General features: G+C 68.3%; 25 protein-coding genes and 2 pseudogenes. 11 read left to right on the top strand and 16 right to left on the bottom strand.

From position 1 onward, the window contains the following. Positions 1-163 precede the first annotated feature (163 nt). Complete coding sequence (locus tag ACSMXX_RS28925) at positions 164-814, bottom strand: GNAT family N-acetyltransferase (RefSeq protein ID WP_473181607.1); 651 nt, start codon at positions 812-814, stop codon at positions 164-166. A gap of 397 nt (positions 815-1211) precedes the next feature. Between ACSMXX_RS28925 and ACSMXX_RS28920 the strand changes: the two genes are divergently transcribed. Both ACSMXX_RS28920 and ACSMXX_RS28915 read left to right on the top strand, forming a co-directional pair. Continuing rightward, a complete protein-coding gene (locus ACSMXX_RS28920; RefSeq protein WP_473181606.1) occupies positions 1212-1583 on the top strand; it encodes a hypothetical protein in 372 nt (123 codons plus the stop codon). Between the two features lie 97 nt (positions 1584-1680). Beyond that, the gene (locus ACSMXX_RS28915) at positions 1681-2091 is read left to right on the top strand and encodes a hypothetical protein (RefSeq protein ID WP_473185022.1); all 411 of its coding nucleotides are present in this window, start codon (positions 1681-1683) and stop codon (positions 2089-2091) included. Positions 2092-2181: 90 nt separating this feature from the next. Here the strand turns inward: ACSMXX_RS28915 and ACSMXX_RS28910 are convergent, their stop codons facing one another. The 3 genes from ACSMXX_RS28910 to ACSMXX_RS28900 all read right to left on the bottom strand — a co-directional run bounded on the left by ACSMXX_RS28910 (position 2182) and on the right by ACSMXX_RS28900 (position 4676). Further along, positions 2182-2709, bottom strand: a complete 528-nt coding sequence (locus ACSMXX_RS28910; RefSeq protein ID WP_473181605.1) for a GNAT family N-acetyltransferase — start codon at positions 2707-2709, stop codon at positions 2182-2184. 121 nt (positions 2710-2830) lie between these two features. Beyond that, positions 2831-3385: a sigma-70 RNA polymerase sigma factor region 4 domain-containing protein gene (locus ACSMXX_RS28905; protein WP_473181604.1), complete on the bottom strand. Its 555-nt coding sequence runs from the start codon at positions 3383-3385 to the stop codon at positions 2831-2833. Positions 3386-3518: 133 nt separating this feature from the next. Beyond that, the gene (locus ACSMXX_RS28900) at positions 3519-4676 is read right to left on the bottom strand and encodes a glycerophosphodiester phosphodiesterase (protein WP_473181603.1); all 1158 of its coding nucleotides are present in this window, start codon (positions 4674-4676) and stop codon (positions 3519-3521) included. 306 nt (positions 4677-4982) lie between these two features. On the opposite strand from ACSMXX_RS28900, the gene ACSMXX_RS28895 reads away from it, so the two are divergent. After that, a complete protein-coding gene (locus ACSMXX_RS28895) occupies positions 4983-5663 on the top strand; it encodes a lysophospholipid acyltransferase family protein (RefSeq protein ID WP_473181602.1) in 681 nt (226 codons plus the stop codon). A 119-nt stretch (positions 5664-5782) separates the two neighbouring features. Here the strand turns inward: ACSMXX_RS28895 and ACSMXX_RS28890 are convergent, their stop codons facing one another. From ACSMXX_RS28890 to argC, 11 genes are all read right to left on the bottom strand, one after another. Further along, positions 5783-6043 carry a DUF4235 domain-containing protein gene (locus tag ACSMXX_RS28890; protein WP_473181601.1) on the bottom strand — a complete coding sequence of 87 codons (261 nt, stop codon included), beginning with the start codon at positions 6041-6043 and terminating at the stop codon, positions 5783-5785. Positions 6044-6048: 5 nt separating this feature from the next. Continuing rightward, entirely contained in the window at positions 6049-6408 is a 360-nt protein-coding gene (locus tag ACSMXX_RS28885) for a DUF3618 domain-containing protein (RefSeq protein ID WP_473181600.1), read from the bottom strand. Continuing rightward, positions 6405-6824, bottom strand: coding sequence for a phage holin family protein (locus tag ACSMXX_RS28880; RefSeq protein ID WP_473181599.1), 420 nt, complete (start codon positions 6822-6824; stop codon positions 6405-6407). The genes ACSMXX_RS28885 and ACSMXX_RS28880 overlap by 4 nt, the downstream gene beginning before the upstream one ends. Positions 6825-6897: 73 nt before the next feature. Further along, on the bottom strand, positions 6898-8328 hold the full coding sequence (gene argH / locus ACSMXX_RS28875; RefSeq protein WP_473181598.1) for an argininosuccinate lyase: 1431 nt from the start codon (positions 8326-8328) through the stop codon (positions 6898-6900). A 124-nt stretch (positions 8329-8452) separates the two neighbouring features. Further along, a complete protein-coding gene (locus ACSMXX_RS28870) occupies positions 8453-9652 on the bottom strand; it encodes an argininosuccinate synthase (RefSeq protein ID WP_473181597.1) in 1200 nt (399 codons plus the stop codon). A 136-nt stretch (positions 9653-9788) separates the two neighbouring features. Then, positions 9789-10169: a DUF488 domain-containing protein gene (locus ACSMXX_RS28865; RefSeq protein ID WP_473181596.1), complete on the bottom strand. Its 381-nt coding sequence runs from the start codon at positions 10167-10169 to the stop codon at positions 9789-9791. Between the two features lie 253 nt (positions 10170-10422). Then, positions 10423-10977 carry an arginine repressor gene (locus ACSMXX_RS28860; RefSeq protein WP_473181595.1) on the bottom strand — a complete coding sequence of 185 codons (555 nt, stop codon included), beginning with the start codon at positions 10975-10977 and terminating at the stop codon, positions 10423-10425. 19 nt (positions 10978-10996) lie between these two features. Next, positions 10997-12148: an acetylornithine transaminase gene (locus tag ACSMXX_RS28855; RefSeq protein ID WP_473185021.1), complete on the bottom strand. Its 1152-nt coding sequence runs from the start codon at positions 12146-12148 to the stop codon at positions 10997-10999. Between the two features lie 122 nt (positions 12149-12270). Then, positions 12271-13242 carry an acetylglutamate kinase gene (gene argB, locus ACSMXX_RS28850; RefSeq protein ID WP_473181594.1) on the bottom strand — a complete coding sequence of 324 codons (972 nt, stop codon included), beginning with the start codon at positions 13240-13242 and terminating at the stop codon, positions 12271-12273. After that, positions 13239-14393 carry a bifunctional glutamate N-acetyltransferase/amino-acid acetyltransferase ArgJ gene (argJ, locus tag ACSMXX_RS28845; RefSeq protein WP_473181593.1) on the bottom strand — a complete coding sequence of 385 codons (1155 nt, stop codon included), beginning with the start codon at positions 14391-14393 and terminating at the stop codon, positions 13239-13241. Before argJ ends, argB begins: the two co-directional genes overlap by 4 nt. A gap of 52 nt (positions 14394-14445) precedes the next feature. Continuing rightward, a complete protein-coding gene (argC, locus tag ACSMXX_RS28840; protein WP_473181592.1) occupies positions 14446-15474 on the bottom strand; it encodes an N-acetyl-gamma-glutamyl-phosphate reductase in 1029 nt (342 codons plus the stop codon). A 267-nt stretch (positions 15475-15741) separates the two neighbouring features. Between argC and ACSMXX_RS28835 the strand changes: the two genes are divergently transcribed. From ACSMXX_RS28835 to ACSMXX_RS28800, 8 genes and pseudogenes are all read left to right on the top strand, one after another. Next, on the top strand, positions 15742-16503 hold the full coding sequence (locus ACSMXX_RS28835; protein ID WP_473181591.1) for a hypothetical protein: 762 nt from the start codon (positions 15742-15744) through the stop codon (positions 16501-16503). Further along, the gene (locus ACSMXX_RS28830) at positions 16503-18791 is read left to right on the top strand and encodes a transposase (protein WP_473185020.1); all 2289 of its coding nucleotides are present in this window, start codon (positions 16503-16505) and stop codon (positions 18789-18791) included. Before ACSMXX_RS28835 ends, ACSMXX_RS28830 begins: the two co-directional genes overlap by 1 nt. Beyond that, on the top strand, positions 18788-20071 hold the full coding sequence (locus ACSMXX_RS28825) for a TniB family NTP-binding protein (RefSeq protein ID WP_473181590.1): 1284 nt from the start codon (positions 18788-18790) through the stop codon (positions 20069-20071). Before ACSMXX_RS28830 ends, ACSMXX_RS28825 begins: the two co-directional genes overlap by 4 nt. A gap of 8 nt (positions 20072-20079) precedes the next feature. Further along, positions 20080-20529: pseudogene (locus tag ACSMXX_RS28820) on the top strand (TniQ family protein); the annotation flags it as partial. Between the two features lie 729 nt (positions 20530-21258). Then, positions 21259-21882, top strand: coding sequence for a hypothetical protein (locus tag ACSMXX_RS28815; RefSeq protein ID WP_473185055.1), 624 nt, complete (start codon positions 21259-21261; stop codon positions 21880-21882). A gap of 206 nt (positions 21883-22088) precedes the next feature. After that, a pseudogene (locus ACSMXX_RS28810) lies at positions 22089-22223 on the top strand (transcriptional regulator); the annotation flags it as partial. A 251-nt stretch (positions 22224-22474) separates the two neighbouring features. Further along, positions 22475-22834 (top strand): effector-associated constant component EACC1, encoded by a 360-nt coding sequence (locus ACSMXX_RS28805; protein ID WP_473181589.1) that lies wholly within the window; start codon positions 22475-22477, stop codon positions 22832-22834. Next, positions 22831-23751 carry a caspase family protein gene (locus tag ACSMXX_RS28800; protein ID WP_473181588.1) on the top strand — a complete coding sequence of 307 codons (921 nt, stop codon included), beginning with the start codon at positions 22831-22833 and terminating at the stop codon, positions 23749-23751. The genes ACSMXX_RS28805 and ACSMXX_RS28800 overlap by 4 nt, the downstream gene beginning before the upstream one ends. An 875-nt stretch (positions 23752-24626) precedes the next feature. Here the strand turns inward: ACSMXX_RS28800 and ACSMXX_RS28795 are convergent. Beyond that, a complete protein-coding gene (locus ACSMXX_RS28795) occupies positions 24627-26114 on the bottom strand; it encodes a UvrD-helicase domain-containing protein (RefSeq protein WP_473181587.1) in 1488 nt (495 codons plus the stop codon). Positions 26115-26158: the final 44 nt, after the last annotated feature.

Raw genomic sequence — 26158 nt, 5'->3', positions numbered from 1 at the left:
GTGCGCTCTCCTGGGCTCGTCGCAGGTCGGGGCTCGTCGAGCCTACCTCTGCGGCGGCCTGGGGCTAAGGCCGGGGCGGACGGTTCCGGATATGCGGGCGTACGACGGGATTTGTGCAGGCCGTCCGGCCTGCCCCACTCCCCGTTCCGTTTTCTGCCGCTCTCTACCGCGGTGAGTGCAGCCAGTCCGGGTACGGTGCGTAGCCGCCGGCGTCGGCCAGCTCCTCCTGGATGCCTTCGAGGTCCTCGGGCAGCAGGCTCCACACGAGCAGATCGGTGCGGATCTCGGCCCAGCCGCCGTCCTCTGTGCGGGTGCGCGCTATCCAGGCGTTGCGCAGCACCCCCTCGCTGATGCAGCCGAGCTTCTGCGCGACCTGCTGCGCGGCGGTGTTGTCCGCGGCCGTACGCAGTTCCATCCGCTCGAACTTCTGGTCCTGGAAGAGCCATTGGGCCAGCGCCAGCACCGATTCGGAGGCGTAGCCCTCGCCGCGTGCCCAGGGCGCCGTGACGTAGCCGACCTCGGCGGCGAGGACGCGCCAGTCGGTGCTGCCGAGCTGGACGAGGCCGACCAGACGCTGGGTGAGGAACTCGGTCACGGCGAAGACGATTCCGTCACCCTCGGTGCGCACCGCGGGGGCGCGCCGCAGGATGAACTCCCGTGCGTCGGCGTCGCGGTAGGGCACCGGCACGGTGGTCCAGGCGGCCACCAGCTCGTCGCGCATCATCTCCGTGAGCGAGGGCACATCCGCTTCCTCGAACGGGCGCAGCACGAGACGGTCCGTGCTGATCGAGACGTCCGGAAAGGTCGAAGTCATGTGCTGCTCCATACGGATCGAGGGGCTGGGGCTGTCGCTCCCCAGAAGACCACCGCGGGGTCTGCCGGCCGCTCTGGGCGGACCGCCGGCGGGGGGTCCTGGGTGCACCAGACGATTGCCGCAGTGCACAGCATGCAGCATCGGAAGCGGTGTGCGCAGTGCCGGAGACCCCTTCGCAGGCGGGAAGCGGCGCGGCATGCCGACTTGTCGATACGGGGACCTGTGCCGGGCGCCCGTCGGCTCCCTCCGGCGGTCCCGGCGGGGGATCGCGATCCGCCGGGAGCGCTGTCCGGATCGTGTGCACATGCGGTCGCGGGCAGACCCCGCACCCCGGTGAAGCGGCCCTTCCCCCGTCCCGGACGCGGCGGCCGACGGCGCCCCTCTTAGACTTCGCGGCGTGTTCACCCCGCTCACCGTTGCTCTCGCCGTGGCCGCGCTCGCCCTGGCCGTCTGGTGCGGCTGGGCGGCCTACCGCGACCAGCCCACCAAGGACTGGCACTTCATCGGCATGGCCGTAGTCTCGCTGCTCGCCCTCGCACAGCTCGCGGTCGGCATCGTGCGGCTGGCCGGCGGAGCGGACGCCGCCGAGGGAACCGTCATCTTCGTGGCGTATCTGGCCGCGGTCGCGGCCTGCGTACCGGTGGTGGGCCTCATCTCGCTGACGGAGCGCACCAAGTGGGGCTCGCTCACCGTTGCCGCCGGCGCAGTGGTACTCGCGGTGCTGCAGGCGCGACTGCACGAGATCTGGGGAGGCGCAGGTGGCGCCTGAGACACCGCCTCGGGAGCCGCGGAGCCCGGACGGCGACCCGGCCGGCCCCGACGGCGCGGCCCCGCAGGCTTCACCGGCACCGGCACCGGCGCGGCGCATCGGCATCGGCAAGGGCCCCGGCACACTGCTCGTCACGCTCTACGGCATCTTCACGGTCGGTGCCGCGTCCCGCTCGGCCGTGCAGCTGGCGACCCGTTTCGACGAGGCGCCGCTGGCCTATCTCCTGTCGGCAGTGGCGGCTCTCGTGTACGCCTTCATCACGCTGTCACTCGTACGGGGAGGCGAGAGGGCACGCAAGGCCGCCTTCGGCTGCTGCTGCGTGGAGCTGCTGGGCGTGCTGACGGTGGGCACCTGGACGCTCGTGGAACCGTCCGCCTTCCCGGACGCCACCGTGTGGTCGGACTACGGCATGGGCTATCTCTTCATTCCCGTGATCCTGCCCGTGACAGGGCTGCTGTGGCTGCGCCGGTCCCGTTCACAGGCCGACTCCGCCGCCGGCGGTGACTGAGGCCGCCGTACGAGCGCACGTACCGGCGTCGCCCGGGCACCGCTGACGCTCCGTCAGGGTGCTCCGTCAGGGTCGCGCCGGCGGGCCCCGTCAGGCGCTTGCGCGGACCGCCGCGGAACCGCCCGCGCCCCCGGCGGTGCCGCCGACGTCCTTCGTCATCGACGTCAGCTTCACCTGCCGGTCCTTATCGGTGCTGCCGGACGTGGTGTAGCCGTACTTCCGGTACAGCCGGAGATTGCCTTCGCTGCGGTGCCCGGTGACGAGCTGGTAGCGCTTGGCGTCACGCTCGGCCGCCAGCCGGTCCTCGATGGCGGCGAGGAGCCGCCCGCCCAGACCGTGCCGCTGCAGCCGGGGGTGTACGCAGAGCCTGTCGATCCGTGCGGTGCCGTCGGCGTCGACCGCGCCCCGTACGGAGCCGACGACCTCGTCGCCGAGGCGGGCCACCAGCACGCAGCCGGCTGCCATCTCGGCGCGCAGCCCTTCCAGGGTCTGGGTGAGGGGAGCGATGGCGTAGTCCCCGTAGGCTTCCGCCTCGCTCTGGAAGCACAGGTACTGGAGCTTGAGGATTTGCTCGGCGTCGCCTTCGACCGCCGCAGAGATGGTCACGCTCATACCCATGTGCGCCCTGCCTCCCCTTGTCATGGTGCGTCCGGGCACGGGCGGGATGTGCGAGGGTGGCCGTGCCCGGACTGTCTGCCCTGATGTGACGCCGATTGCTTCCCGCAGCATTCCCCCAAGTTCACGTGCCGCAATCCGACGCCGTGAGCATTGTGCGCAGGCAACCCAGACATCGGGAACGAACCGGGCCCAGGCTGCCCTGTGACATTTCCAACTCACCTGCGATCTCGGGGTAGGTGAGGTCCCTGCCGGAGAACAGCGCGCGCATCAGCGCCGGGCACGGACCGGGAAGCCGGGCGACGGCGGCGGCGAGGAGGCGTCGCTGCTCGACGGCGAGGACCGTGGCTTCCGCCGCGGGGGTGTACGGCAGGCCGCGGTCGGGCAGCGGGACCTCGCGACCCGCGCGGCGGCGCGCACGGCGTGCCTCGGCCCGTACGGCACGGCGCAGCCAGCGCGCGGACGGTGCGGTGCCGTCGTGCATGCCGGCGGTGACCGCCCGACCGGGCCTCCCGGCCTCCAGCCAGCGCAGCCACACGGCCTGTTGCAGGTCCTCCGGGTCCGCGCCCGCCGCTGCCGCCTCCGCGGCGCATTCCGCCGCGAGGAGCCGCCGCAGCGGACGGGACGGCAGCGGGGGTTCCGGTACGCCGGTGCCGGCGTGGGCTGAGCGGTGCTCCATGGTGGTCGCAACGCCCCGGAGGCGGGCCGCGGTTGCCGTACGGCGGCGATGCCACCCCTGCGGGTGACAGCGCCGCCTCCCCCGCCTCCGGCTTGGGCGGTGCCCCCATCAGAAGCCTCAGGCCCCTGGGGGTTCAGCGCGCGCGGAAGTCCTCCGCCGCGAGCAGTCCGGTGTCGGGGTTGTCGGTGAAGATGCCGTCGATGCCCGTGGCGAAGTAGGCGCTGAAGGCGCCGAAGGCGTCGCCGTAGGCGTTCGGGTCCGTGCCCCGCCGGAAGTCGGCGGGCAGGAAGGAGTTCTCGTTGCGCATGGTGTACGGGTGCAGCACCAGGCCCTCCGCGTGCGCGTCCCGTACGAGCGTCGTCGGCTCGCCGAGGCTGCCGTCGGGCTTCTTCGGGATGACCAGGTCCACCAGCGGACCGATGCCGTCGGCGAACCGCGCGATCCACTTAAGGCCCTCCGGCTTGACCAGGTCGGCGACGGTCCGCGGATCGCCCGCCTCCACAAAGTCCCAGGGCCGCGAGGTGGCCGCGTCCAGCAGGCAGACGCCGGGGCAGTCGACCAGCTTCTTCAGCTTCTGGATGCTGCTGGGCTCGAAGGACTGCACGAAGTTCGGGGAATCCTCGCTGTGGCGCCCGTACTTGCGCAGAAGCTTCGCCAGCCGCGGCTCCAGTTCCAGGCCGAGCTTGCGGAAGTAGGTGGGGTGCTTGGTCTCGATGTGCAGCCACACGGGGCGGCCGCGGCTCTTGCCCTGCTTGTGCGCCCACTTGAGGACGTCCTCGAAGAGCGGCACCTCCCAGCGCCCGTCGTAGAGCGTGTTGCGCTGACGGGTCTGCGGGATGCGTTCCTTCGCGCGCAGCGTGCGCAGTTCGGCGAGGGTGAAGTCCTCGGTGAACCAGCCCGTGAGCTCCTTGCCGTCGACCGACTTGGTCGTCTTGCGCCCGGCGAACTCGGGATGAGCGGCGACGTTCGTGGTGGCCGTGATGTCGTTCTCGTGACGGCAGACGAGATGCCCGTCCTTGGTGGGCACGAGGTCCTGCTCGATCACGTCCGCGCCCATGTCCAAGGCGAGTTGGTAGGAGCCGAAGGTGTGCTCGGGGCGGTAGCCGCTGGCACCGCGGTGAGCGACGACGGCCGGTACCGGCAGCCGTCCTCCGTGCCGGTCCTTCTCGCGTCCCCCGCTCTTGTCCTCCGCGAGTGCGCTCCCGCCCGTACCGACCGTGGCTGCGCCTGCGGCGCCCAGTACGGCCGCTCCGAGCACGAGTCTCCGACCCGGCTGCTGCTCCTGTCCCATGGGCTCTCCTCAGCTCGTCTCAGATCTGTTCCGTCCGCCTGAACGCGTTGGTCCGGCGGACGACTGGCTGATCGTAGGTCGGGCTTGCGTACGGAAGGGAGGCGTAGGGCCGAACATGCGGGAAACACGGCCAAGATGACACTCCGACGCACTCCGGCATGGCACGCGAGAGACGGCGAAGAGACGGTATTCCGTGTCAACTCCGTGTATCGGTCCGATGACCCCGGTGTGCGCGCCGCCTGGAGCGGCAAGTATCGTCCTCACCTGCGCGGGTCCGCGCGTGACCATCACCGACCGGAGGAACCGTTGTCCCGTTTCCGTCTGATCAAGGCACTGCTCGGCCCGCTGCTGCGGGTGCTGTTGCGCCCGCAGGTGGAAGGGGCGGAGCGAATTCCCGGTTCCGGCCCGGTGATTCTCGCCGGCAACCACCTCACCTTCATCGACTCGATGGTGCTGCCCCTGGTCACGCACCGTCAGGTGTTCTTCATCGGCAAGGACGAGTACGTGAAGGGCCGCAGCCTCAAGGGCCGTCTGATGGCGTGGTTCTTCACCGGTGTCGGCATGATCCCCGTCGACCGCGACGGCGGACGGGGCGGCGTCGCGGCACTGATGACGGGCCGCCGGGTGCTGGAGGAGGGCAGGATCTTCGGCATCTACCCGGAGGGCACCCGCTCCCCCGACGGCCGCCTCTACCGCGGTCGCACCGGCATCGCCCGTCTCGCGCTGATGACCGGCGCACCCGTGGTGCCCTTCGCGATGATCGGGACGGACTCGATCCAGCCCGGCGGCAAGGGCCTGCCCCGTCCCGCGCCCGGCCGCCGCATCGCCGTGCGCTTCGGCGAGCCGCTGGACTTCACGCGCTACGAGGGCATGGACCGCGACCGTTACGTGCTGCGTGCTGTGACGGACGAGGTGATGAGCGAGGTCATGCGCCTGTCCGGGCAGGAGTACGTGGACGTCTACGCGACGAAGGCCAAGGCCGCCTGACAGCCGCCTGACAGAGGCAGCACCGTCGAATACGGCAGCGCGCGGACCGCCTCGCGGCGGCCCGGCGCTTCATCTGTCCGCAGGACGGCGCGACAGGGCAAAGCTTGCCGGGAGGGGCACTAGGCGGGCCAGGTCCCCGTCAGACCGCGTACCCCGGTCGCTCCTCCCCGGTGGATGACCGCCTTGACCACGCCGGCGATCGCCCCCTTGAGGGCGACGGCGGGCAGGATCTCCTTCAAGCGCCGCTCCTCGTCGGAGGCGTCCGGTGCGTCGTCCTCGTGCGCGACGGCCTTCCAGACCTTGCTGAACAGGGCGCTGGCGATCATGCCGCCGAGCAGCCCGAAGAGGATGCCGAGGGGCTTGTAGAGCAGCTTGACCACGCCGGTCACCTCTTCCCGTGCTTCCCGCACTTCCAGTGCTTGCCATGGGTTCCGTGCTGCCGGTGCAGGATCAGGTATGCCGCCAGGGCGGCGGTGCCGACGGCGCCCAGGGCGGCCATGGCCGCGCCCGGTTTGGCGAAGCTGCCGTTGGCGGCCTTCTCGGCCGTGTGCTGCACCTTGACCTTGGCCTCGTTCGCCTCGAACAGGGCCTTGGACTTGGCGTGCGCGGCCATCTCCCGCGCGTGCGCCTTCACGTCCGTCTTGCCCGCCAGTTCCGCGACCGTGTCCGCCAGCTCTTCGCGGGCCTGCTCCACCTCCGCCCGCAGCCGGCGGGTGTCGGTCGCCGTGCCGGACTTGCGCGTCATCGCTGGGCTCCTTCCCTGATCGCATCGACATCGGCCTTGACGCTGTCGATGGTCCTCTCGGGTTTCGGCGGTGCGGCGGATCCCAGCTCGTGCTTCCCCGCCAGCGCCAGCACACCGGCGACCAGCAGCAGCCCGCCGGCGACGATCAGGGCCGAGGCCCATACGGGCAGCGCCACGGCTATGCCCGCGATCGCCGCGAAGACCAGCGCCCACAGGGCCAGCAACCCCATGACCGCGGCCCCGCCGAACATGCCGCCGCCGAAGCCGGCACGCTTGCCCTTCTCCTTCATCTCGGCCTGCGCCAGACGCATCTCGCTGCGCACCACGTCGCTGAGCTGCTGCGAAGCCTGCTTGGTCAGCTCGGCGACGGTGCTGTGGTTCGTCTCTTCCGGCCGGTGACGCACAGATCCGATCATCGCGTCTCGCCTCGCTTCTCATCGGGGGGCCATCCGGGTGCCCTCCCGCCGAGCGGCTACTCGTACGGACGCATCAGCGCCGGTCAGCGGCCCATTCGCGCTGTTCCGCGAGATCTTTCCGTACCTCTGCGAGCTGGAGCGCCACGGCGGAGGGTGCGGTGCCGCCGCGGCCGTCTCGCGACGCGAGGGCGCCGGGGACGGTGAGGACCTCGCGCACCTGCGGGCCGAGGTGCGGGGAGATCGCGGCGAACTGTTCGTCCGTGAGCTCGTCCAGCTCGATGCCGTCGCGCTCGCAGACCTTCACGCACTCCCCCGCCACCTCGTGCGCGACCCGGAAGGGGATTCCCTGCCGCACCAGCCACTCGGCGATGTCCGTGGCGAGCGAGAACCCCGCGGGTGCCAGCTCCGCCAGGCGTTCCCGGTGCACGGTCAGGGTGGCGAGCATGCCGGTGAAGGCGGGCAGCAGCATCTCCAGCTGGTCGCAGGAGTCGAATACGGGCTCCTTGTCCTCCTGCAGGTCGCGGTTGTACGCGAGCGGGAGGGCCTTGAGGGTGGCGAGCAGCCCGGTGAGGTTGCCGATCAGGCGGCCCGACTTGCCCCGGGCCAGCTCGGCGATGTCCGGGTTCTTCTTCTGCGGCATGATCGACGAGCCGGTGGAGAAGGCGTCGTGGAGCGTGACGAAGGAGAACTCCTTGGTGTTCCAGAGGATGATCTCCTCCGCGATCTTCGAGACGTCGACGCCGGTCATGGCCGTGATGAAGGCGAACTCGGCGACGAAGTCCCGGGAGGCCGTCCCGTCGATCGAGTTGGCCGACGAGCCGTGCTCGAAGCCGAGGTCGGCGGCGACGGCCTGCGGGTCGAGGCCCAGCGAGGACCCCGCGAGCGCACCGGAGCCGTACGGGGAGACGGCCGTACGGGCGTCCCACTGACGCAGCCGCTCCGCGTCCCTCGACAGGGCCTGCGCGTGAGCGAGTACGTGGTGGGCGAAGAGCACGGGCTGGGCGTGCTGGAGATGGGTGCGGCCGGGCATCGCCACGTCGGGGTGTGCCTCGGCGAGGCCGACGAGCGCCCCCTGGAGGTCGGCGAGGAGCCCGCCGAGGATGCGGGCGTGGTCGCGCAGGTACATCCGGAAGAGCGTCGCGACCTGGTCGTTCCGTGAGCGTCCGGCGCGCAGCTTGCCGCCCAGGTCGGGCCCGAGCCGCTCCAGGAGGCCGCGCTCCAGGGCGGTGTGGACGTCCTCGTCGGCGATGGTGCCGGTGAAGATGCCGTCGGCGACGTCGCGCTCCAGCTGGTCCAGCCCGTCGGTCATCTGCCGGAGCTCTTCGGCGGTGAGCAGTCCGGCCTTGTGCAGCACGCGGGCGTGTGCCCGGGAGCCGGCGATGTCGTACGGCGCGAGCCGCCAGTCGAAGTGGACGGAGGCGGAGAGCTTCTCCAGGGCTTCGGACGGCCCGTCGGCGAAGCGGCCGCCCCAGAGGCGGACGTCATCGGTGTTGTCGCTGCTCACGGGGCGGTGCTCCTGGACGGACGTGGATGTGCGGGGGTACGGACTCGTGGCCGGGTTCGGCCCGGTGGCCGCCGTGCCTGGCTACCCCGCGCCATCGCGCGGACCACCCAAGCACGGCGAGAGACTACGCCTGGGACTGGTCCCGCTTCGCGGCGATCTTGCTGGACATTCCGAAGAGCTCGATGAAGCCCTTGGACATCGACTGGTCGAAGGTGTCGCCGCTGTCGTATGTCGCGAGGTTGAAGTCGTAGAGCGACTGCTGGGAGCGCCGGCCGGTGACGACGGCCCGTCCGCCGTGCAGCGTCATCCGGATGTCGCCGCTGACGTGCTCGCTGGCCTCGTCGATGAAGCCTTCCAGGGCGCGCTTGAGCGGGGAGAACCACAGGCCGTCGTAGACGAGTTCGGCCCACCGCTGCTCGACCTGCCGCTTGAACCGGGCCAGTTCGCGCTCGACGGTGACGTTCTCCAGCTCCTGGTGCGCGGTGATCAGCGCGATGCCGCCCGGGGACTCGTACACCTCCCGGGACTTGATGCCCACCAGCCGGTCCTCGACCATGTCGATCCGGCCGACGCCGTGGGCGCCCGCCCGGTCGTTCAGCTGCTGGATCGCCTGCAGGACGCTGACCGGCTTGCCGTCGAGGGCGACGGGGACGCCCTTCTCGAAGGTGACGATCACCTCGTCTGCCTCGCGCGGGGTGGCGGGGTTCTCGGTGTACTCGTAGACGTCCTCGATGGGCCCGTTCCAGATGTCCTCCAGGAAGCCGGTCTCGACCGCCCGGCCGAAGACGTTCTGGTCGATGGAGTACGGGGACTTCTTGCTCGTCGCGATCGGCAGGCCCTTGTCCTCGCAGAAGGCGATCGCCTTGTCCCGGGTCATCGCGTAGTCCCGCACGGGCGCGATGCACTTCAGGTCGGGGGCGAGGGAGGAGATGCCGGCCTCGAACCGCACCTGGTCGTTGCCCTTGCCGGTGCAGCCGTGGGCGACCGTCGTGGCGCCGTGCTTGTGCGCGGCGTCCACCAGGTGCTTGACGATCGTAGGCCGGGAGAGGGCGGAGACCAGCGGATAGCGGTCCATGTAGAGCGCGTTGGCCTTGATAGCCGGCAGGCAGTACTCGTCGGCGAACTCCTCCTTGGCGTCCGCCACTTCGGCCTCGACGGCACCGCAGGCGAGTGCGCGCTTGCGGATGACGTCCAGGTCCTCGCCTCCCTGGCCGACATCGACGGCGACGGCGACGACCTCGGCCCCGGTCTCCTCGGCGATCCAGCCGATGCAGACGGAGGTGTCAAGGCCGCCGGAGTAGGCGAGTACGACGCGCTCAGTCACGGGGTTCTCCTTACAGTGCATACGCTGACTGGCATAAGTATGCACTCACCCGTATGTTTCGTCAACGCGCCTGGTCAGAGACTTACGCAAGGGACCGGGGCGGGATTCCGCGCGCGCCGGAGACGCGGTGGGTCTCTCAGCCGGAGCGGCCGCCGAGCTCCTCGCGGAGCACCGCAGCGTGGCTGTGGTCGAGCTGCTCCTCTTTCACGGCGGTCAGCAGCGTCACCTTCCCGCCGTCCACCCGCTCACGGAGGCGGTCTAGCGCCTCGCGGGCCTCGGGCTCCGCCAGCTCGGCGCGGTAGCGCTCGGCGAACTGGCCGAACCGGTCGGGATCGTGGGAGTACCACTTGCGCAGCTCGGTCGAGGGAGCGATCTGCTTCGCCCACTCGTCCAGCCGTGCGTTCTCCTTCTTCATCCCGCGCGGCCACACCCGGTCCACGAGCACCCTCAGCCCGTCCTCACGGGGCCTGGCCTCCTCGTACACGCGCCGCACCCGCACACGCTTCGTCTTCGTCATGCCTCAAGGGTGGGACAGCGGCGGCCGGGCCGCACGGTCAGTGATGCCGGACCAGGGCGTGTCCGCAAAGTAGCGTCGTCCTCCCCCTGGGCCTTCGGCCCGGGAGGCGAGAGCGCTGGGGTACCACCCGGGCCGCCTAGGCCCAGGGGGAGGGCTGAGCCGACGACCGACAACGCTGGGGGCACGCCCCCACGCTGCGCTGGGGGGACCCTCCCCCAGACGGAGTCTGGGGGAGGGACTCTGCGGACACGCCCTAGTGCTCCTTCTGAGCCAGGTTCAGCAGATGCCCCGCGAGTGCCTGCCCCCCGTCGGGGGCGCGGCTGATGAGGAGGAGCGTGTCGTCGCCGGCGATGGTGCCGATGATGTCGTGGACGCCCGCCTGGTCGATTGCCGAGGCGAGGAACTGAGCGGCGCCGGGCGGCGTGCGCAGGACCACCAGGTTCGCCGACGCCTCGGCGGAGATGAGGAGTTCGCCCGCGAGGCGTGCCATGCGGGCCTCGGTCGCCGACTCGCCCAGCGGAGCCTTCGGCGTGCGGTCGCCGCCCTCGCTGGGGACGGCGTAGATCAGCTCGCCTCCGGTGTTACGGATCTTCACGGCGCCCAGCTCGTCCAGGTCACGGGAGAGCGTGGCCTGAGTGACGGAGAGGCCGTCGTCGGCGAGAAGCTTGGCGAGCTGACTCTGGGAGCGCACCGGCTGCCGGTTGAGGATGTCGACGATCCGCCGGTGCCGGGCAGTGCGGGTCTGCGGTACGGCCTGGCCCCCGTAACCGTTGCCCAGCTCCTCCTCGTGCGCGTACCCCTCGGTCATCGGCCCGGTCCCCTTCGGCTCATGCGCTCGTCTCCCCGCCGTCCACCGCGTCCAGGACCGTGGGGAGGGCTCCGAGGAGAGCGTCCACCTCGTGCTCGGTGACGATCAGCGGCGGAGCGAGCCGTACGACATCCGGCGCGACCGCGTTGACCAGGAACCCCGCGTCCTGAGCCGCTTGTTGCACGTGCGGTGCGACGGGCTCGGTGAGCACGATACCCAGCAGGAGTCCCGCCCCGCGGACCTGCTCGACGAGCGGATGTCCGATCGACCAGATCCCGTCACGCAGCCGCTCCCCCAGTCGCCGGGCGCGCGCGGGCAGTTCCTCCTCGGCGAGGGTCCGCAGCACCGCCAGTGCGGCCGCGCAGGCGACGGGATTGCCGCCGAAGGTGGAGCCGTGCTGACCGGGCGTCAGCAGCTCCGCCGCCTCGCCGAAGAACATCGTGGCGCCCAGCGGAAGACCGCCGCCGAGGCCCTTGGCGAGGGTGATGACGTCCGGTTCCACGCCCTGTGCCTGGCAGGCGAACCAGTGGCCGGTACGTCCGATACCTGTCTGGATCTCGTCGATGACGAGGAGCGTCCCGTTCGCACGCGTGATGTCGCGTGCGGCCGCGAGATAGCCCTCGGGCGGCACGACGACACCGTTCTCCCCCTGCACCGGCTCGACGATCACCAGCGCCGTGTCCGTGGTGACGGCTGCGCTCAGCGCGTCGGCGTCGCCGTAGGGCACGTGGGTCACGTCGCCGGGCAGCGGCTCGAACGGCGCCTGCTTCGCGGGCTGTCCCGTCAGAGCGAGGGCTCCCATGGTGCGGCCGTGGAAGCCGCCCTCGGTGGCGACCATGTGCGTACGGCCCGTGCGCCGCCCGGCCTTGACGGCCGCCTCGACGGCTTCGGCGCCCGAGTTGCAGAAGTAGACCCGGCCCTCGCGGCCCGTCAGCTCCAGCAGCCGCTCGGCCAGTTCGACGGGCGGTTCGGCGATGAAGAGGTTGGAGACGTGGCCGAGCGTGGCGACCTGGTCGGAGACCGCTCGTACGACCGCGTCGTGCGCCGTGCCCAGCGCGTTGACGGCGATGCCGCCGGTGAAGTCCGTGTAGGCCTTGCCCTGCGCGTCCCACAGGGTGCTGCCGTGACCGTGCGTCAGAGGTATCCGCGGAGTGCCGTAGTTGTCGGTCATGGCCGACTGCCAGCGGCCGGTGAGCGCGGAGTTGGCGGTGTCGCGGGCGGTGGTGCCGGCGGCGCTGCCGGGCGTGGTGCCGGCGGCGCCTGTGGCCGTCCCCGCCGGTTCGTCCGTGGTGGTCATGGCGTGGGCTCCTCCCCCTCACGCTTGTCCGGCACGACCATCGTGCCGATGCCCTCGTCGGTGAAGATCTCCAGCAGGATCGAGTGCGGTACGCGGCCGTCCAGGACGCGTGCGGTGCGCACCCCGTTGCGTACGGCGTGCAGGCAGCCCTCCATCTTGGGGACCATGCCGCTGGCCAGATCCGGCAGCAGCTTCTCCAGTTCGGCGGCGGTGAGTTCGCTGACGACCTCGTCGCTGGCCGGCCAGTCCGCGTACAGGCCCTCGACGTCTGTAAGCACCATCAGCGTCTCGGCGCCGAGCGCGGCGGCGAGTGCGGCGGCGGCGGTGTCGGCGTTGACGTTGTAGACGCCGCATCCGTCGCCCGCGGCTGTGCCGCCGTCCCCGTCGGTCTCGTCGGACGGGTCGGCGCTGCGTGCGATGGAGGAGATGACGGGGATGCGTCCGTCGTCCAGCAGCGCCTGGATCGCGCCGGTCTCTATGCTCTCGATGTCGCCGACGCGGCCGATGTCGACGGCTTCGCCGTCGATGCGGGCGTAACGCTTCGTCGCAGCCATGATGTGGGCGTCCTCGCCGGTCATGCCGACGGCGAGCGGCCCGTGCCGGTTCAGGAGATTGACGAGCTCGCGCTGGACCTGGCCTGCGAGGACCATCCGTACGACGTCCATCGTCTCGGGCGTGGTCACACGCAGGCCGGCCTTGAACTCCGACTCCAGCCCCAGACGCGTCAGTTGGGCGCTGATCTGCGGACCGCCGCCGTGCACGACGACGGGACGCAGCCCGGCCTGGCGCAGGAAGACGACATCCTGTGCGAAGGCTGCCTTGAGTTCCTGGTCGACCATTGCGTTGCCGCCGAACTTGATGACGACGGTCCGGCCGTTGTGCCGCGTGAGCCACGGCAGCGCCTCGATGAGCGTCCGCGCCTTGGGCAGCGCGGTATGCCTGCGGGTGGGATGCACGGGATCGTTCACGAGCTGTAGGCGCTGTTCTCGTGTACGTAGTCGGCCGTCAGGTCGTTCGTCCAGATGACGGCGGACTCGGAGCCGGCGGCGAGGTCGGCCGTGATGCGCACCTCGCGGTAGCGCATGTCGGCCTTGTCGCGGTCCTCTCCGACCGAGCCGTTCCGGCAGACCCAGACGCCGTTGACGGCGACGTTGATCCGGTCGGGCTCGAAGGCGGCGCCGGTCGTGCCGACCGCGGAGAGCACACGGCCCCAGTTGGGGTCCTCGCCGTGCACGGCGCACTTGAGCAGATTGCTACGGGCGACAGCGCGGCCGACCTCGACGGCGTCGTCCTCGCTCGCGGCGTTCTGGACCTCGATGCGGATGTCCTTCGAGGCGCCCTCGGCATCGCGGATGAGCTGCTGGGCCAGGTCGTCGCAGACCGTCCGTACCGCCTCGGTGAACTCCGTGCCGTCCGGGACGACTTCAGCGGCGCCGGAGGCGAGCAGCAACACCGTGTCGTTGGTGGAAAGGCAGCCGTCGGAGTCGATCCGCTCGAAGGTCGTACGGGTCGCGTCGCGCAGCGCACCGTCCAGGGCGGCGGAGTCCAGGTCGGCGTCCGTGGTCAGCACGACCAGCATCGTGGCGAGCGAAGGCGCGAGCATGCCCGCGCCCTTGGCCATTCCGCCCACCGTCCATCCGCCGGAACCCTGCACCACGGCCGTCTTGTGCACCGTGTCGGTGGTCTTGATCGCCAGGGCGGCCTTCTCGCCGCCGTACTCGGAAAGTTGACCGGCGGCCTCGCCGACTCCCGGCAGCAGCCTGTCCATCGGGAGCCGGGTGCCGATCAGTCCGGTGGAGCAGACGGCGATCTCGCCGGCGCTGTGACCGAGGGCCGAGGCGGCCTGCTCCGCGGTGGCGTGCGTGTCCTGGAAGCCGAGCGGGCCCGTACAGGCGTTGGCGCCACCGGAGTTGAGCACGACGGCCGACACCGCGCCGCCCTTGAGCACCTGCTGCGACCAGAGCACGGGCGCGGCCTTGACGCGGTTCGCGGTGAACACGCCCGCGGCCGCGCGGCGAGGTCCGTTGTTGACGACGAGCGCCAGGTCCTCTCCGCCGCTCTCCTTGATTCCGGCCGCGACCCCCGCAGCCGTGAACCCCTTTGCCGCTGTCACGCTCACGCTTCTTCTCCGTTCGCTTCGCCGCCTGCCGGCCGGGGGCACCTGCCGTCGCTCACGGCGCGGTTCCCACGGCGGGCAGCCCCAGTGCCTCGGGAAGTCCGAGGGCGATGTTCATGCTCTGCACCGCGCCGCCGGCGGTGCCCTTGGTCAGGTTGTCGACTGCGCTGACGACGATCAGGCGACCGGCGTCGGTATCCAGAGCCACCTGCAGCTGAACGCTGTTCGAGCCGTGCACGTGGCCCGTCGACGGCCACTCACCGTCCGGGAGCAGGGTGACGAACTGCTCGTCCTGGTAGGCCTTTTCGTAGACGGCACGCAGCTCCTCCGCACCGGTGCCCGGCCTCGCCCTGGCGCTGCAGGTGGCGAGGATCCCGCGGGACATCGGCGCGAGAGTCGGCGTGAAGGAGACGCTGACCCGCTCACCCGCCGCCGCGGAGAGGTTCTGCACCATCTCGGGTGTGTGCCGGTGCCCGCCGCCCACTCCGTACGGGCTCATGGAGCCCATCACCTCGCTGCCCAGCAGATGCGGCTTGAGCGCCTTGCCCGCGCCCGAGGTTCCCGTCGCCGCGACGACGACGGCCTCCGGCTCGGCCAGCGCGGCCGCGTAGGCGGGGACGAGGGCGAGTGAGACGGCGGTCGGATAACAGCCCGGGACCGCGATGCGCCTGGACCCCACCAGCGCGGCGCGGGCCCCCGGCAGCTCAGGAAGGCCGTACGGCCAGGTGCCGGCGTGGGGCGTGCCGTAGAAGCGCTGCCACGCCTGTGCGTCCGAGAGGCGGAAGTCCGCGCCGCAGTCCACGACGAGCACGCCCTCCCCCAGCTCACGGGCGACCGCTGCGGACTGTCCGTGCGGCAGGGCGAGGAAGACGACGTCGTGACCGGCCAGAGCGGCGACGGTCGTCTCCTCCAGCACCCGGTCCGCGTACGGAGTCAGATGCGGCTGGAGTGCGCCGAGCCGGCTGCCCGCGTTGGAGTTGCCGGTGAGCGCCCCGACCTCGACCTCGGGATGCGCGGCCAGCAGGCGCAGGATCTCCCCGCCCGCATATCCGCTCGCCCCGGCGACCGCTGCTCGTATTGCCATCGATCCCTCCTCGTCGCCAGCATGACTATACGTGACATGGCAGTTTTATGCAAAGCTGGCGAATACGACGCCCCAGCGGCCTGCGACCGAGATTTTTAGTTGGCGGACGAGCACTTTAGTTGGCGGATCTTGATCCCGTAACGCTGTGTTGCGATCAGTTCCGAAGAGTGTTCCCGGTCGTCAGCCGGTGAGTGCTGCTGTGGGTGTGTGAGCGAGGTAGCGAGGGCGAAGATCCCTTCGGATTCAAGTCAACTGGACCAGTTGGTCATGGAGTTCGACGGCGATGCCGCGGCACGGGATCGGCTGCGGCTCGGGGGCGACTGGTCGCGTCGGTGGAGTTCGACATGGCGGATCGGTGCCGGCGAGGTGGGCTGGCCGGTCCGCGACATGGCTCATGTGCCGGTGCTGTCGTCCCGGCCGATGCGGGGGTTCACGTGGCGGGCGAAGCAGCGGCATCGCCCCGGGCTCGAAGTGATGGTGTCGACGGGTAGGGGGCACGGCTTCGAGTCGTTAGAGGAGATGCGGCTGTTGGTCGCGCTGGACTTCCTGGGCGCCGCAGAGGTGCTGTCGCAGCCGTTCCGCCTGGACTTCGAGCACGTGGGCGGGCCTTCCTGGCACATTCCGGACTTCCTCGCCCTGATCGGCGGCGGGATGTGGCTACTGGATGTCCGACCAATGGAGCTGGTCAAGGATGCGGACGCGCTGAAGTTCGCGGCAGCCAGGGAGGTGGCGGCGGCATGCGGCTGGCGGTACTCGGTGGTCGCGGGCTGGCACCGGCATGTGTGGAGCGTCCTTGATCACTTGTCGTCGCGACGGCGGCCGGCGAGGGATCTCCTGGGCATGCGGGATCAGTTGCTCACGGCTATCGGCCGTCGGGAGGGCCGGGTGATGCCATTTTGCGAGTTGGCAGACGCGACCAGCGTCCCCTCCGTTGGCCGTGCGAACATCGTCCGGCTGCTCTGGCAACGCAAGCTCGGTGTGGATCTTGGCAGTCCCTTGCGGGACAGCTCCCTGATCTGGGGGGTGTGATGGCGTCGAGAGGGTTCTTGCAGGTCGCTCCAGGCAGGCGGCTCGCGCTCAACGGAGTCGAGTGGACGATCGAGGACGTCCACGGCCAGTTCGGCCGACTCGTTCTCGTGGATGACGACGGCCGCGCGGAGACCCGCTCGTTCCGCTGGCTGATCAACCATCCCGACCTGCGGCTCCTGCCGACGGTCGAAGCCTCAAGGCAACACTTGCCGGTCTCCCGTCAGCCGAGGACACTCGCCGATCTGACGACGGACCAGTTGGAACGCGCCCGGCTGCGGGCTGCGCATGTGTTGGAAGCTGAGACGGGGTTCCGGGAGGGGCACCCCGCTCGGGCCCTGCCGGGTGAGCCCCGGCCTGCCTACGATCCGGACCGCACGACGCTGACCCAGCGTCGCCATGCGAAGGCGGCGGAAACGAGGGCGATGCCCCGTGCGGAGGCGACCCGGCTCGGTCTGCAGCATCTCAGCTACCGAACCTTGGAGCGTCTGGCGGCTCTCTCGGGCGACAGTCTTCTGCTGGCCTGTGCGGATGGGCGCTGGACACGGCGACGCAGTGGGCACCGCTGCATCACGGAGGAGGTCCGTGAGGCGATCTTCGCGGTCAAGGGTGAGTGCAGCGAACGCGCCCGCCTGAGTCTGGCCGCCAGGCACCGGCTGATGCACCAGTACATGCGTGAGCGGTTCCCGACGTTTCCGACGAAGAAGATCCCTTCCCGCTGGACGCTCGCGAACGTCTGGGAGGAGTGGTTCGGGTCAGGCGGCGCCCGACCGCGCTACCAGCGGACGGCCCAGGCCGCCGCAGAAGCCGGGGTCTCCGGTCGGATGGTGGTCCATCGGCCCGGCCAGGTGCTGGTACTGGACTCGACCCCGATGCCGGTGAAGCTGCGCGAGACCGTGTTCGGTGATGCGGTCACCGCGACACTGACCCTCGCGCTGGATCTCTACACGCACGGGCTGCCGGCCTTTCGGCTCACGTTGCAATCAGACACCTCGATCGACGTCGCGATGCTGCTGCGGGACGTGATGCTGCCGCTTCCGATGCGGGACGGCTGGAGCAAGGAAATGGAATGGCCCTACGCGGGGGTCCCGGCCGACGTGATCGCCGAGTTCACCGGTCACCGGGTGGCCGCTCTGCCGTTCTTCGCCCCGGAGACGGTCACCACCGACCACGGCGGCCCCTACAAGAACCACGACCTAGTGGAAGTCGAGAGGGAGATCGGCTGCCGGATCCTGCCCGCCCGCGTCCTGCGGCAGACAGACAAGTTCGCGGTCGAGCGTCAGTTCCTCACCATCCAGACCATGCTCTTCGAGCACCTGTTGGGCTTCACCGGGGGCGATGTCGCGGACCGCGGGACGGACCCGGAACGCGACGCGAGCCTCACGCTCGCACAAGCCGAACACATCATCGCGACATGGATCGTCAAGATCTGGCAGAACCGCAAACTAACCGAATACGCACCGAGTTGGGCGCCTGGCGAGGACCACAGCCCCAACACTCTGTTCGCAGCGGCGATGGAACAGGGTGGCTTCGACCTGGACTTCCCCGAACCGGGCTTCTACTACAAGGCTCTGCGCAAGCACCACGTGAAGATCCATCCACGACGCGGAGTGAAGATCCGTGGGCTTTGGTATCACGACCCCGTCCTCGACGAGCCGCCATTCCTGCAGCCCTCCGGTCGAGGCGGCAAGCACGCGGGCAAGTGGGTCGTTTGCAGCGACCGAAGGGACCGTCGGCAGGTAGTCCTCCAGGACCCGGCCAACCACGAGACTTGGCACATCCTGCGCTGGAAAGGGCTGCCGCCCGAGGGTGAGATCCCCGCCTTCTCCGACAAGACCGCCGACGCCCTCCTGGCGCACGTGAAGGCGAACAACATCAAGATCCACTCCGAGAGCGAGCTCTTGGAATATCTGCTGGAGATCCTCGGGTCGGTCACCCCGGTCGATCAATGGCCAAGCCAGGCCACGAAGAAGGCCGGGAAAAAGCGGCGTGCCGCCCAGGCCCGCGAGATCAGTCGCGCCCAGGCTGCGGCCGCCGACTGCCCTGCCACACCGGCGCCGCCAGTCGAATCGGCCCCGGCAGAGATGCCTGCGGCCTGGGCCGAACATGCCCGCACGATCGACCGCGCAGTCGACACCGACCGCCGCCGGCGTCGCGAAGAGGCGCTCGCCGAGACCAGGCCCGTCGCCCCGCCGAAGCTGCACGAGGCCCTGAAACGGCGGCCCATGTTCCTGCCGGCGCCCCGCGACGACTCAGAAGCCGACACCAGTGTCCGGGAGGACGACGCGTGACCCGAACCCTCTCCCCCGACGATCCGCTGGCGGACCTGCCCTCACGAGCCCAGATCGCCGAGTTGATCCTGAGTAAGCGCCCGCCCCGCGACACCTACGTCGGCTGGCAGCACTATCGCGCCCGCTGCGGCCTTCTCGTCCCCGCCCCGGTGATCTCGCCGCAGCAGTGGTCGGTGACCCCAGACAGCCGCAAAGCTGACTATGAACTCTACCGGCAGTTGACGAACGCCAACCTCCCAGTGCAGGCGACTCCCATGCACGACAAGGTCGGCAAGCTGATTCGGCGTCGGTTAAGCGGCAACACGAAGAAGCAGGACGATCCGACGCGCGCCGGCGTTATGGTCGGCGGCTGGGGCAACTACGGCAAGACAGCGTCCGTCTGCTCTGCGGGTGCCGTTTTCGAAGGCCAGTGGCTCGAACTGCACAGCTACCTCAACCCCGCGGCTCTGCCGGGCTCGCGTGATCTCCACGCGCCGGTCGTCTACGCCTCGACCCCGGTGACAGCGACTCCGAAGAGCCTCTGTGCGTCGATCCTGGGCTTCTTCCGCGCGGAAACGCGCAAGACGGCAACGCTGCCGGAACTGGTCCGGCTGGTTGCGGACTCCCTCCACGACCACGGCGTCAAAGTACTGATCCTTGACGACATCAGCCGACTGAGGATGCACAGAGCCGACGACCAGGACGTCCTTGACCTGATCCGGGCCTTCATGAGCCTGGACGTCACCCTGATCCTGGCCGGCGTCAACATTTCCGGCATTGGACTGCTCCGAGAGGCGAAATGGAACAAGAAGACCCGGCAGTGGGAGATGCCACCGCTGGAGTCGACCCGCATCCACGGCCTAGAAGTCACTCAGACCGAGCACCGCTTCGAGCTCATCGAAATCGACCGCTTCCGCTACACCACCCGACACCAGATCCAGGCCTTCGTCGACCACCTACAGGGAATCGAGGAGCACCTGCGGCTGCACAACGCCAAGGAGGGCATGCTCACCGGCGGCACCATGCCGGAGTACTTGATGCGTCGCACCGGAGGCGTCGTCGGCCTTTTGGGGCGCCTACTCGAGGACGGCGCCCTGGAGGCCGTGGAGTCGGGGAAGGAACTGATCGACGAGAGCCTGCTGGACGAGATCGTCCTTCGACGGGACGAGCCTGAGCAGGCGCCGGACGAGCCCGTGATCCCGGCCGACCCAACTATCGTCGGTAAGAAGATCCGACAGGTGAAACGGCACCGGAACACTGTCTTCGACGACCACGGCCCCGCCGGGGCAACAGGGAGTTGAACCAAGCAATGCATCCATTGCCCCGAAGCTTGGGCCCGCTCCGAGGTGAATCAATGGGAGGCTACCTGCGAAGGCTCGCATATCGCCTCGGAATCTCTCCAGTGCATCTCGCCAGCGTCACGGGCCTGCACAACGCCAATCGGCTGGACAACCGCATGGGGCGACATGCATTGATGGAGCTCGACGGAGACACCATCACAACCTTCAGTCAGGCGACGCGGCTTACCCGAGAAGAGGCCACTTCTCTTACCCTGTCCTCTTGGAAGTATCGATACCCTCCAATTCTTCGCTCTCTTCCTGGGCCTGCACAGCGTACCCTGTTTGATACGTGGCTCTTCGGTGTTCCACGCTTCTGTCCGCAGTGCCTCGCGGGCGAAAAAGCAAATACGCCAATGCCGCGCGGAGGACCGTGGAAGAAAGAATGGCACCTCCCTGTTGCTTTTGCCTGCATGGAACACCGCGTATTCCTGAGTCACAAGTGCCCTCGCTGTGGCCAGCCAGCACAAGACAGCGCCATACTGATGCAGCGACCCAACGACCACACCCTGCATCCGGCGCAGTGTCGGTGGACATTCGAGACGCCCGGAGCCCGGAAACGAATGAGTGAGGCATGCGGCAACCGCCTCGACAAATCCCCTCACTACGCGGAGCCCACGGATTCGATGTTCGCCTTGCAACAGGAGATCATCGAGACCCTCAACCTCACAACGTCGCATCACGATTCCGCGTCCTTTTTCACTGACCTCCGGCTCGTCGTCGCTGCCCTCACTGCGGCTTGGCCGGCAAGCAGCCACCTCATCGAGTCTGAACACAAAGAGAGTGTTGATTTCCATGTGTCAGGCCAGACTGATTACCGGCGAACACCCCGGGGAGGGGCCCGGAGGCACCGGATTGACGCGCTCCCGCGAGACGCTACTGCGAGCGCAGCACTCTTGTTAGCGTCACGTTCAGTCCTTAATGCCGAAGATCTTCGCGAAAGCCTATCCCCCTTGATTCGCGAAGGATTCAAGGATCGAGACGAACGGTATTCTTGGGAAGGGCTCCTCTCTCGACACGAGGAAAATTGCACCCCTAGATTCCGGATCGCCGTTGAACCCTTGACGCGAACATTTCGGAGAGCCGGAGGCCCTTCCAGACTCCGTTCGGCAACGCGCAATGACTACCGGCCCGCGCACATTCCCGCTTCCTTGGAGGAAGGCTGGTTCGAACGCCACTTTCACCATTTTCATGGCGCGACACCCAAGCTCCTACGCATGAATGCGGCTGTTCGTCTAGTGCAGTGGGTGCTCGGCGGATCAATGGGGGCTTCTGCGGCATACCTGGGAATTCCGTTGAAACGTCATAATTTCTCGGCGGCGGCGATCAAGCGGGTCGATCCATTTGAGTTTCACAGGGCACTTGAAGGCATTGCCGAAGAAATCTCCTCGACGCCCTATCCGATCGACTACCACCGACGCCGAGAAGCCCTTCAGAGTTGGGCTCTTGATCAGGACGCTTGGGACAGCATCACCAAACGACTGGCACCACCGAGTCACCATGCTTCGCCATTTCTCGACGATCGGAAGCGGCAATCAGCCTCCGTCTTCGTCTGGGTTCAAGTGACCCGAGGCCAGCACGTCTTCGCCCCGAGACCGATCGAAGCTGCTCAGACGCCCGACGTCCAGCGCGAGTGGGCACGCATGCGCAACACGACGTGGAACCAGTTGACCCGCCCTGATGCCATCCCTCACTACGCCGACCTGCGCAAGGTCCTTACCGATTACGCGACCCAGCTGGCCCGGAGCATCGACAACGGGGAACCGCTCACCTAGCAGTGAACACGTGTCGCTCGACGCTCATCTGGAGCCAGTCACCGAGGGCGAACATGCTGGACCGGGTGCGCATTACCTGTTCAATTGCAGCAGCCTCATTCGACACCGCTCTTCGGGGTGCGACGATCGACCTCTTGGGAGTCGCTCTCGTCTCGAACTGAGGCGTTGCCGGTGATGGAGACGGCTGTGGCACATGTTGCCCACCGCTGGACGAGCGGCCGCTGTCGCCTGGGCGGCGGGGTGCCGCTGCGGTGTTCAAGGCGCTCGGCGACCCGGTGCGGCTGCGGCTGTGCTCGCGAATCGCCTCGCACTCTGGCCGTGAGGCGTGCGTTTGCGACATCTTCAGTCCCCGGCCGCGGGCCGATGAAGTCCGTGACCTCGAATTCGGCTCTCCAAGGCCCACGGTCGCATCGGCCGCGTAGGGCAACTGCAGCCCCTGCGATAGCCAGCGGGCCCACCCGGATAACCCCGTGCGCCGGCAAGCGGCCCGAACAAGTCCGACTCCTGCGCCGAAACACGCCCCTCGCAGACCCGAGATGGCCGACCATGGAGAGACGGCTAAACACAGTTGACATAGCCATGAGGGGGACTCTTGCGGGCCGAGTTGTGCGTCGAAGGGGATGCAAGTGAGCTCCGGTCCCTACACGCCTGGCTTCGCGGCGAAGCAGACATCCGCCGTTCTGCCAGCTTGGAGCTGAGGGAAGCACCGCCACGACCCGGGCAGATGGGCACCCTCGTCGACGTGATCCAACTCGTGACCGACAACAGCTGGAGCGCGGCGTCATTCGTGATGGCTCTCGTCGCGTGGAAGCGCACTCGTCCACAGAACCCGAGCATCACGATCAACCACGGTGATACAGCTGTCACACTCACCAACTGCAGCGACGAGGAAGTTGAACGAGTGATCCGCTTCCTTGAGCACGGGCCGGTGGCAGAGGCTGCCGACGAGTGAGCGAGCTGCCGGACCCGGGTGCCTCACGAGCCGTGCTCATCGGCACGAGCCAGTACGACCATCTCGAACCGCTGCCCACGGTCGCCAACAACCTGACAGCGCTGGCAGAAGCGCTCACCACCCCTGCCTGCTGGGGCCTGCAGCCGCAGAACTGCGCCATCATCTCCAACCCAATGAGCTCAGAAGAAGTGATGGCAGCTGTCCGAGACTCGGGGAGGCAAGCGCGCGACACTCTCTTCGTCTACTACGCCGGGCACGGACTCGTGGATCCACAAGGTGGGCTCTTCCTTGGAAGGCCCCAAACGAAGCAGCACCTGGTTGAAACTGGCCTGCCCTATGACTGGTTGCGGCAAGCACTAAGCGGCAGTCAGGCAGAGCGACACGTCGTCGTACTGGACTGCTGCTACGGCGGCCTGGCCCTGGGCACCATGGGCGACGGCGCCTCGGAGCTGGTGAACCAAGCAACAGTAGAAGGTAGTTACCTCTTGGCCGCGGCTTCGGAGACGCGCCCGGCGCTTGCACCGGCGGGCGAAACGTACACCGCATTCACAGCGGAACTGCTCGACGTTCTGCGTAGCGGCATCCGTAACGGCCCCGAACTGCTGGAACTTGATGTCGTCTACCGACACCTGCGGTTGTCATTGGGGGCCAAGGGACGCCCGCTGCCACAAGCCCGGAACCGCAATACCGGCGGCCGACTTGCGCTCGGGCGCAACCAAGCGTTTCTGCCGACTCAGCCGGTCAGTGTCTCTGCCTCAGACCCCGATCGACGGAGGTGGCCACAGCCGACCAACGTTCGTACCGCTGAGGGCTTCATCGAGAAGCTGGCCGACGTCCGCAGGGTGTCCGGCCTCACGCAGGATGGGTCAGCCAGCGCTCCGGCGGGCAGATCTCGAAGAGAGCGGTCAGCTACCTAGCAAACCGAACTGCGTTGCCGAAGACTTGGAAGACGACTGCCATCTATCTGTCTGCATGTGGTGTGCCGGAGGATCAGGTGGCTCAGTGGAAGGCTGCCTGGCAGAGGCTCCGACAGGATTCAACTCGTCCCGCTCCAGATGACCAGCCAGCAGCCCAGCAGACCCGGCCCCCGAGAGCGGGCATCTGGGGCAAGATGACACGGCGAATCCAAGCCCGCGGCGAACGTTGACGCCCCTGCCGAGACCAGCTCCAGATTTGGTTTTCCGCGCCGCTTCTCGGCTTCTTACTGGCCCGGAGAAGCAGGAGCGGAGGGCCCGGACTTCTCCGGCGCCGGACTGGACTTGTCCGAGTCACTACCGAACAGCGTGTTCCACCCGGCAATGATCAGCACAACAACCACGACGATCACCCACGTCGCTGGCTTCTTTGAACGTCCAGACACGCCAGATGGCCTGACGTAATGCCCTGCACGGTAATAACTCTTGCGGCTCCCCATCCTGACTCCCCCCGAGTGCTCGAAACACTTGCTTGCTCACTCGCTCTCGGAACGCAGTTTGACAGGCTGCAGCTGACAGAAGAGACGCTTCTGCCGCCCAGGGCCGGAATCCGTCGGTCAGGGGAAACGCTTGGCGAGAACTGCCGCCCCAGAGACAGGGCTGCAAAGCCGCGAGCACTGCTCATACTGGGCTGCGGTTTGCGCTGATCAGCGTCAGCATGCCGTGAGTGCCTCCTCTCCCTATTGGCGTGTGACGGGCAGCAGTTTGTCGACCGTCGCCAGCAGGAGGGTGATGTCGGCGTCGGTCCGCCGCTTCGCTGCCAGTTCGGCAGCCTCGGGCTCCAGAAAGGCATCGGACAGTGCGGATGTTGAGGCCGGTCAGCCGTCAGACGCTGCGGCGCCACGGCCTTGCGGATGATCGTGGATCCAGGAAAGGCCTCCTAGATCGAGGTGTTGGCGAGCTCGGGTGACGGCGACGTAGGAGAGGCGGGCCTCCCCAAGGTCGATCGGTCCGGGGAGAGGGTTGCCGTGCTCGTCCTGGCTGGCCTCGTCGTCTGGTGGTGGTGTGAAGTCGTCAGCGATGCGGATCGATGACCACTCGCGCCCCTTCGCTTTGTGGGCGGTGGAGATGGTGATCTCGGCGCGGTCTTCGTGGGTGAGCTGGTTTACGGCGGCGAGGATGGCTTCGGCTCCGTGCTCGTCCACGAGGTCCACCAGGGGCGCGAGGTCACGGCCGGAAGGGTCCTTATCCGCGTAGTCCTGCAGTTCACCCCAGGAACGAAAGAGGATCAGTTCGGGGTGGGTGGTGCGGCGTCCGGACTTCAGATCCCTGGCTGCAACGGCGAGTGCCTGCAGGGCGCCTCCCCCGCCGGCGAGGGCAACTCGTCTGCCGGCGTCGAGGTACTGGAGAACTTCGATCATGGCACCGACGTTGGTGCGGCACAGTACTGCGGCAGGGGATGCCGTGGCCGGGCTGACCGACGTGGCAATGTCGGGGGTTCCTGTGAGGCGGATGGGGGCCTCGGCGATGGCGAGCCAACGATTGGCCTCTTCGGCCAATCGAGGCCCGAAGCGGAACGAGCGTGAGAGGTGCAGATGGGTGCCTTGGAAGCCGGTCATGACGTCACGTGCACCGCGCCAGCCGTAGATGGCCTGGGCTGAGTCTCCGACCATCACCAGCTGCGTGTGCTGGCGTTGGTCGTTGAGGACTTTCTCCAGGACGGGGTTGGTGTCCTGGGCTTCGTCGAGGAGAAGGAAGTCGGCGGGGATTCGGGGTTGGGAGAGCGCCCAGATCTTCAGGTAGTGGTCGTGTTCGAAGCGCACGATGCCTTCGTCGGTCTGCTGGACGTCCTCCCATGCCTTGCGGGCGTACGGCAACACCAGGTCAGCCAGTTCCGCTCGCTCCTCGGGAGCTTCGATGCCACGGAGGGGCGGCACGTGACGTGCTGTCAGCTCGGGGTCGGATGAGTGGCAGAAACGCGTGACCGTCTGCAGCATGCAGTGGGAAAGAGCTCGCGTACTGACATCCCGCGCTCCGATACGGGTGTCCTTGCTGATGCCCAGCTCTTGTCCGACGCGCCAACTAGCTGTCCGGGGTGAGTTCATTCGGGACAGGTACTTGTGCCCTACCGCTGCGAAGGCCAGGGAGTGGGCGGTCTTGCACAGCACGTGGCGAGGAAAGGTGCGGGCTGCCGCCGTCGCGATTGCCTTGTTGAAGGCGATGTAGCGGCCTCGGCTGCTGACGCTGTCGGCAAGCATCACCAGCGTGGTGGTCTTCCCGGTTCCCGCCCCGGCCTGAAGTGCGAGGTGCTGGCCGTCGCGGAAGGCGTCGACGGCAGCGGCTTGTTCGTCAGTGGGATCCAGCATGCGCAAAGTTCCAATCGAAGCCACAAGAAACGGGAACGCTTACC

It is taken from the genome of Streptomyces sp. DSM 116795 (assembly GCF_055792905.1).
This window is presented reverse-complemented; position numbering and strand designations above follow the sequence as displayed.

Coding starts and splice junctions, on each gene's coding strand:
- ACSMXX_RS28925 (WP_473181607.1), bottom strand. CDS start 814: ATGACTTCGACCTTTCCGGACGTCTCGATCAGCACGGACCGTCTCGTG.
- ACSMXX_RS28910 (WP_473181605.1), bottom strand. CDS start 2,709: ATGGGTATGAGCGTGACCATCTCTGCGGCGGTCGAAGGCGACGCCGAG.
- ACSMXX_RS28905 (WP_473181604.1), bottom strand. CDS start 3,385: ATGGAGCACCGCTCAGCCCACGCCGGCACCGGCGTACCGGAACCCCCG.
- ACSMXX_RS28900 (WP_473181603.1), bottom strand. CDS start 4,676: ATGGGACAGGAGCAGCAGCCGGGTCGGAGACTCGTGCTCGGAGCGGCC.
- ACSMXX_RS28885 (WP_473181600.1), bottom strand. CDS start 6,408: ATGACGCGCAAGTCCGGCACGGCGACCGACACCCGCCGGCTGCGGGCG.
- ACSMXX_RS28880 (WP_473181599.1), bottom strand. CDS start 6,824: ATGATCGGATCTGTGCGTCACCGGCCGGAAGAGACGAACCACAGCACC.
- ACSMXX_RS28865 (WP_473181596.1), bottom strand. CDS start 10,169: ATGACGAAGACGAAGCGTGTGCGGGTGCGGCGCGTGTACGAGGAGGCC.
- ACSMXX_RS28860 (WP_473181595.1), bottom strand. CDS start 10,977: ATGACCGAGGGGTACGCGCACGAGGAGGAGCTGGGCAACGGTTACGGG.
- ACSMXX_RS28855 (WP_473185021.1), bottom strand. CDS start 12,148: ATGACCGACAACTACGGCACTCCGCGGATACCTCTGACGCACGGTCAC.
- argC (WP_473181592.1), bottom strand. CDS start 15,474: ATGGCAATACGAGCAGCGGTCGCCGGGGCGAGCGGATATGCGGGCGGG.
- ACSMXX_RS28835 (WP_473181591.1), top strand. CDS start 15,742: ATGGAGTTCGACGGCGATGCCGCGGCACGGGATCGGCTGCGGCTCGGG.
- ACSMXX_RS28830 (WP_473185020.1), top strand. CDS start 16,503: ATGGCGTCGAGAGGGTTCTTGCAGGTCGCTCCAGGCAGGCGGCTCGCG.
- ACSMXX_RS28795 (WP_473181587.1), bottom strand. CDS start 26,114: ATGCTGGATCCCACTGACGAACAAGCCGCTGCCGTCGACGCCTTCCGC.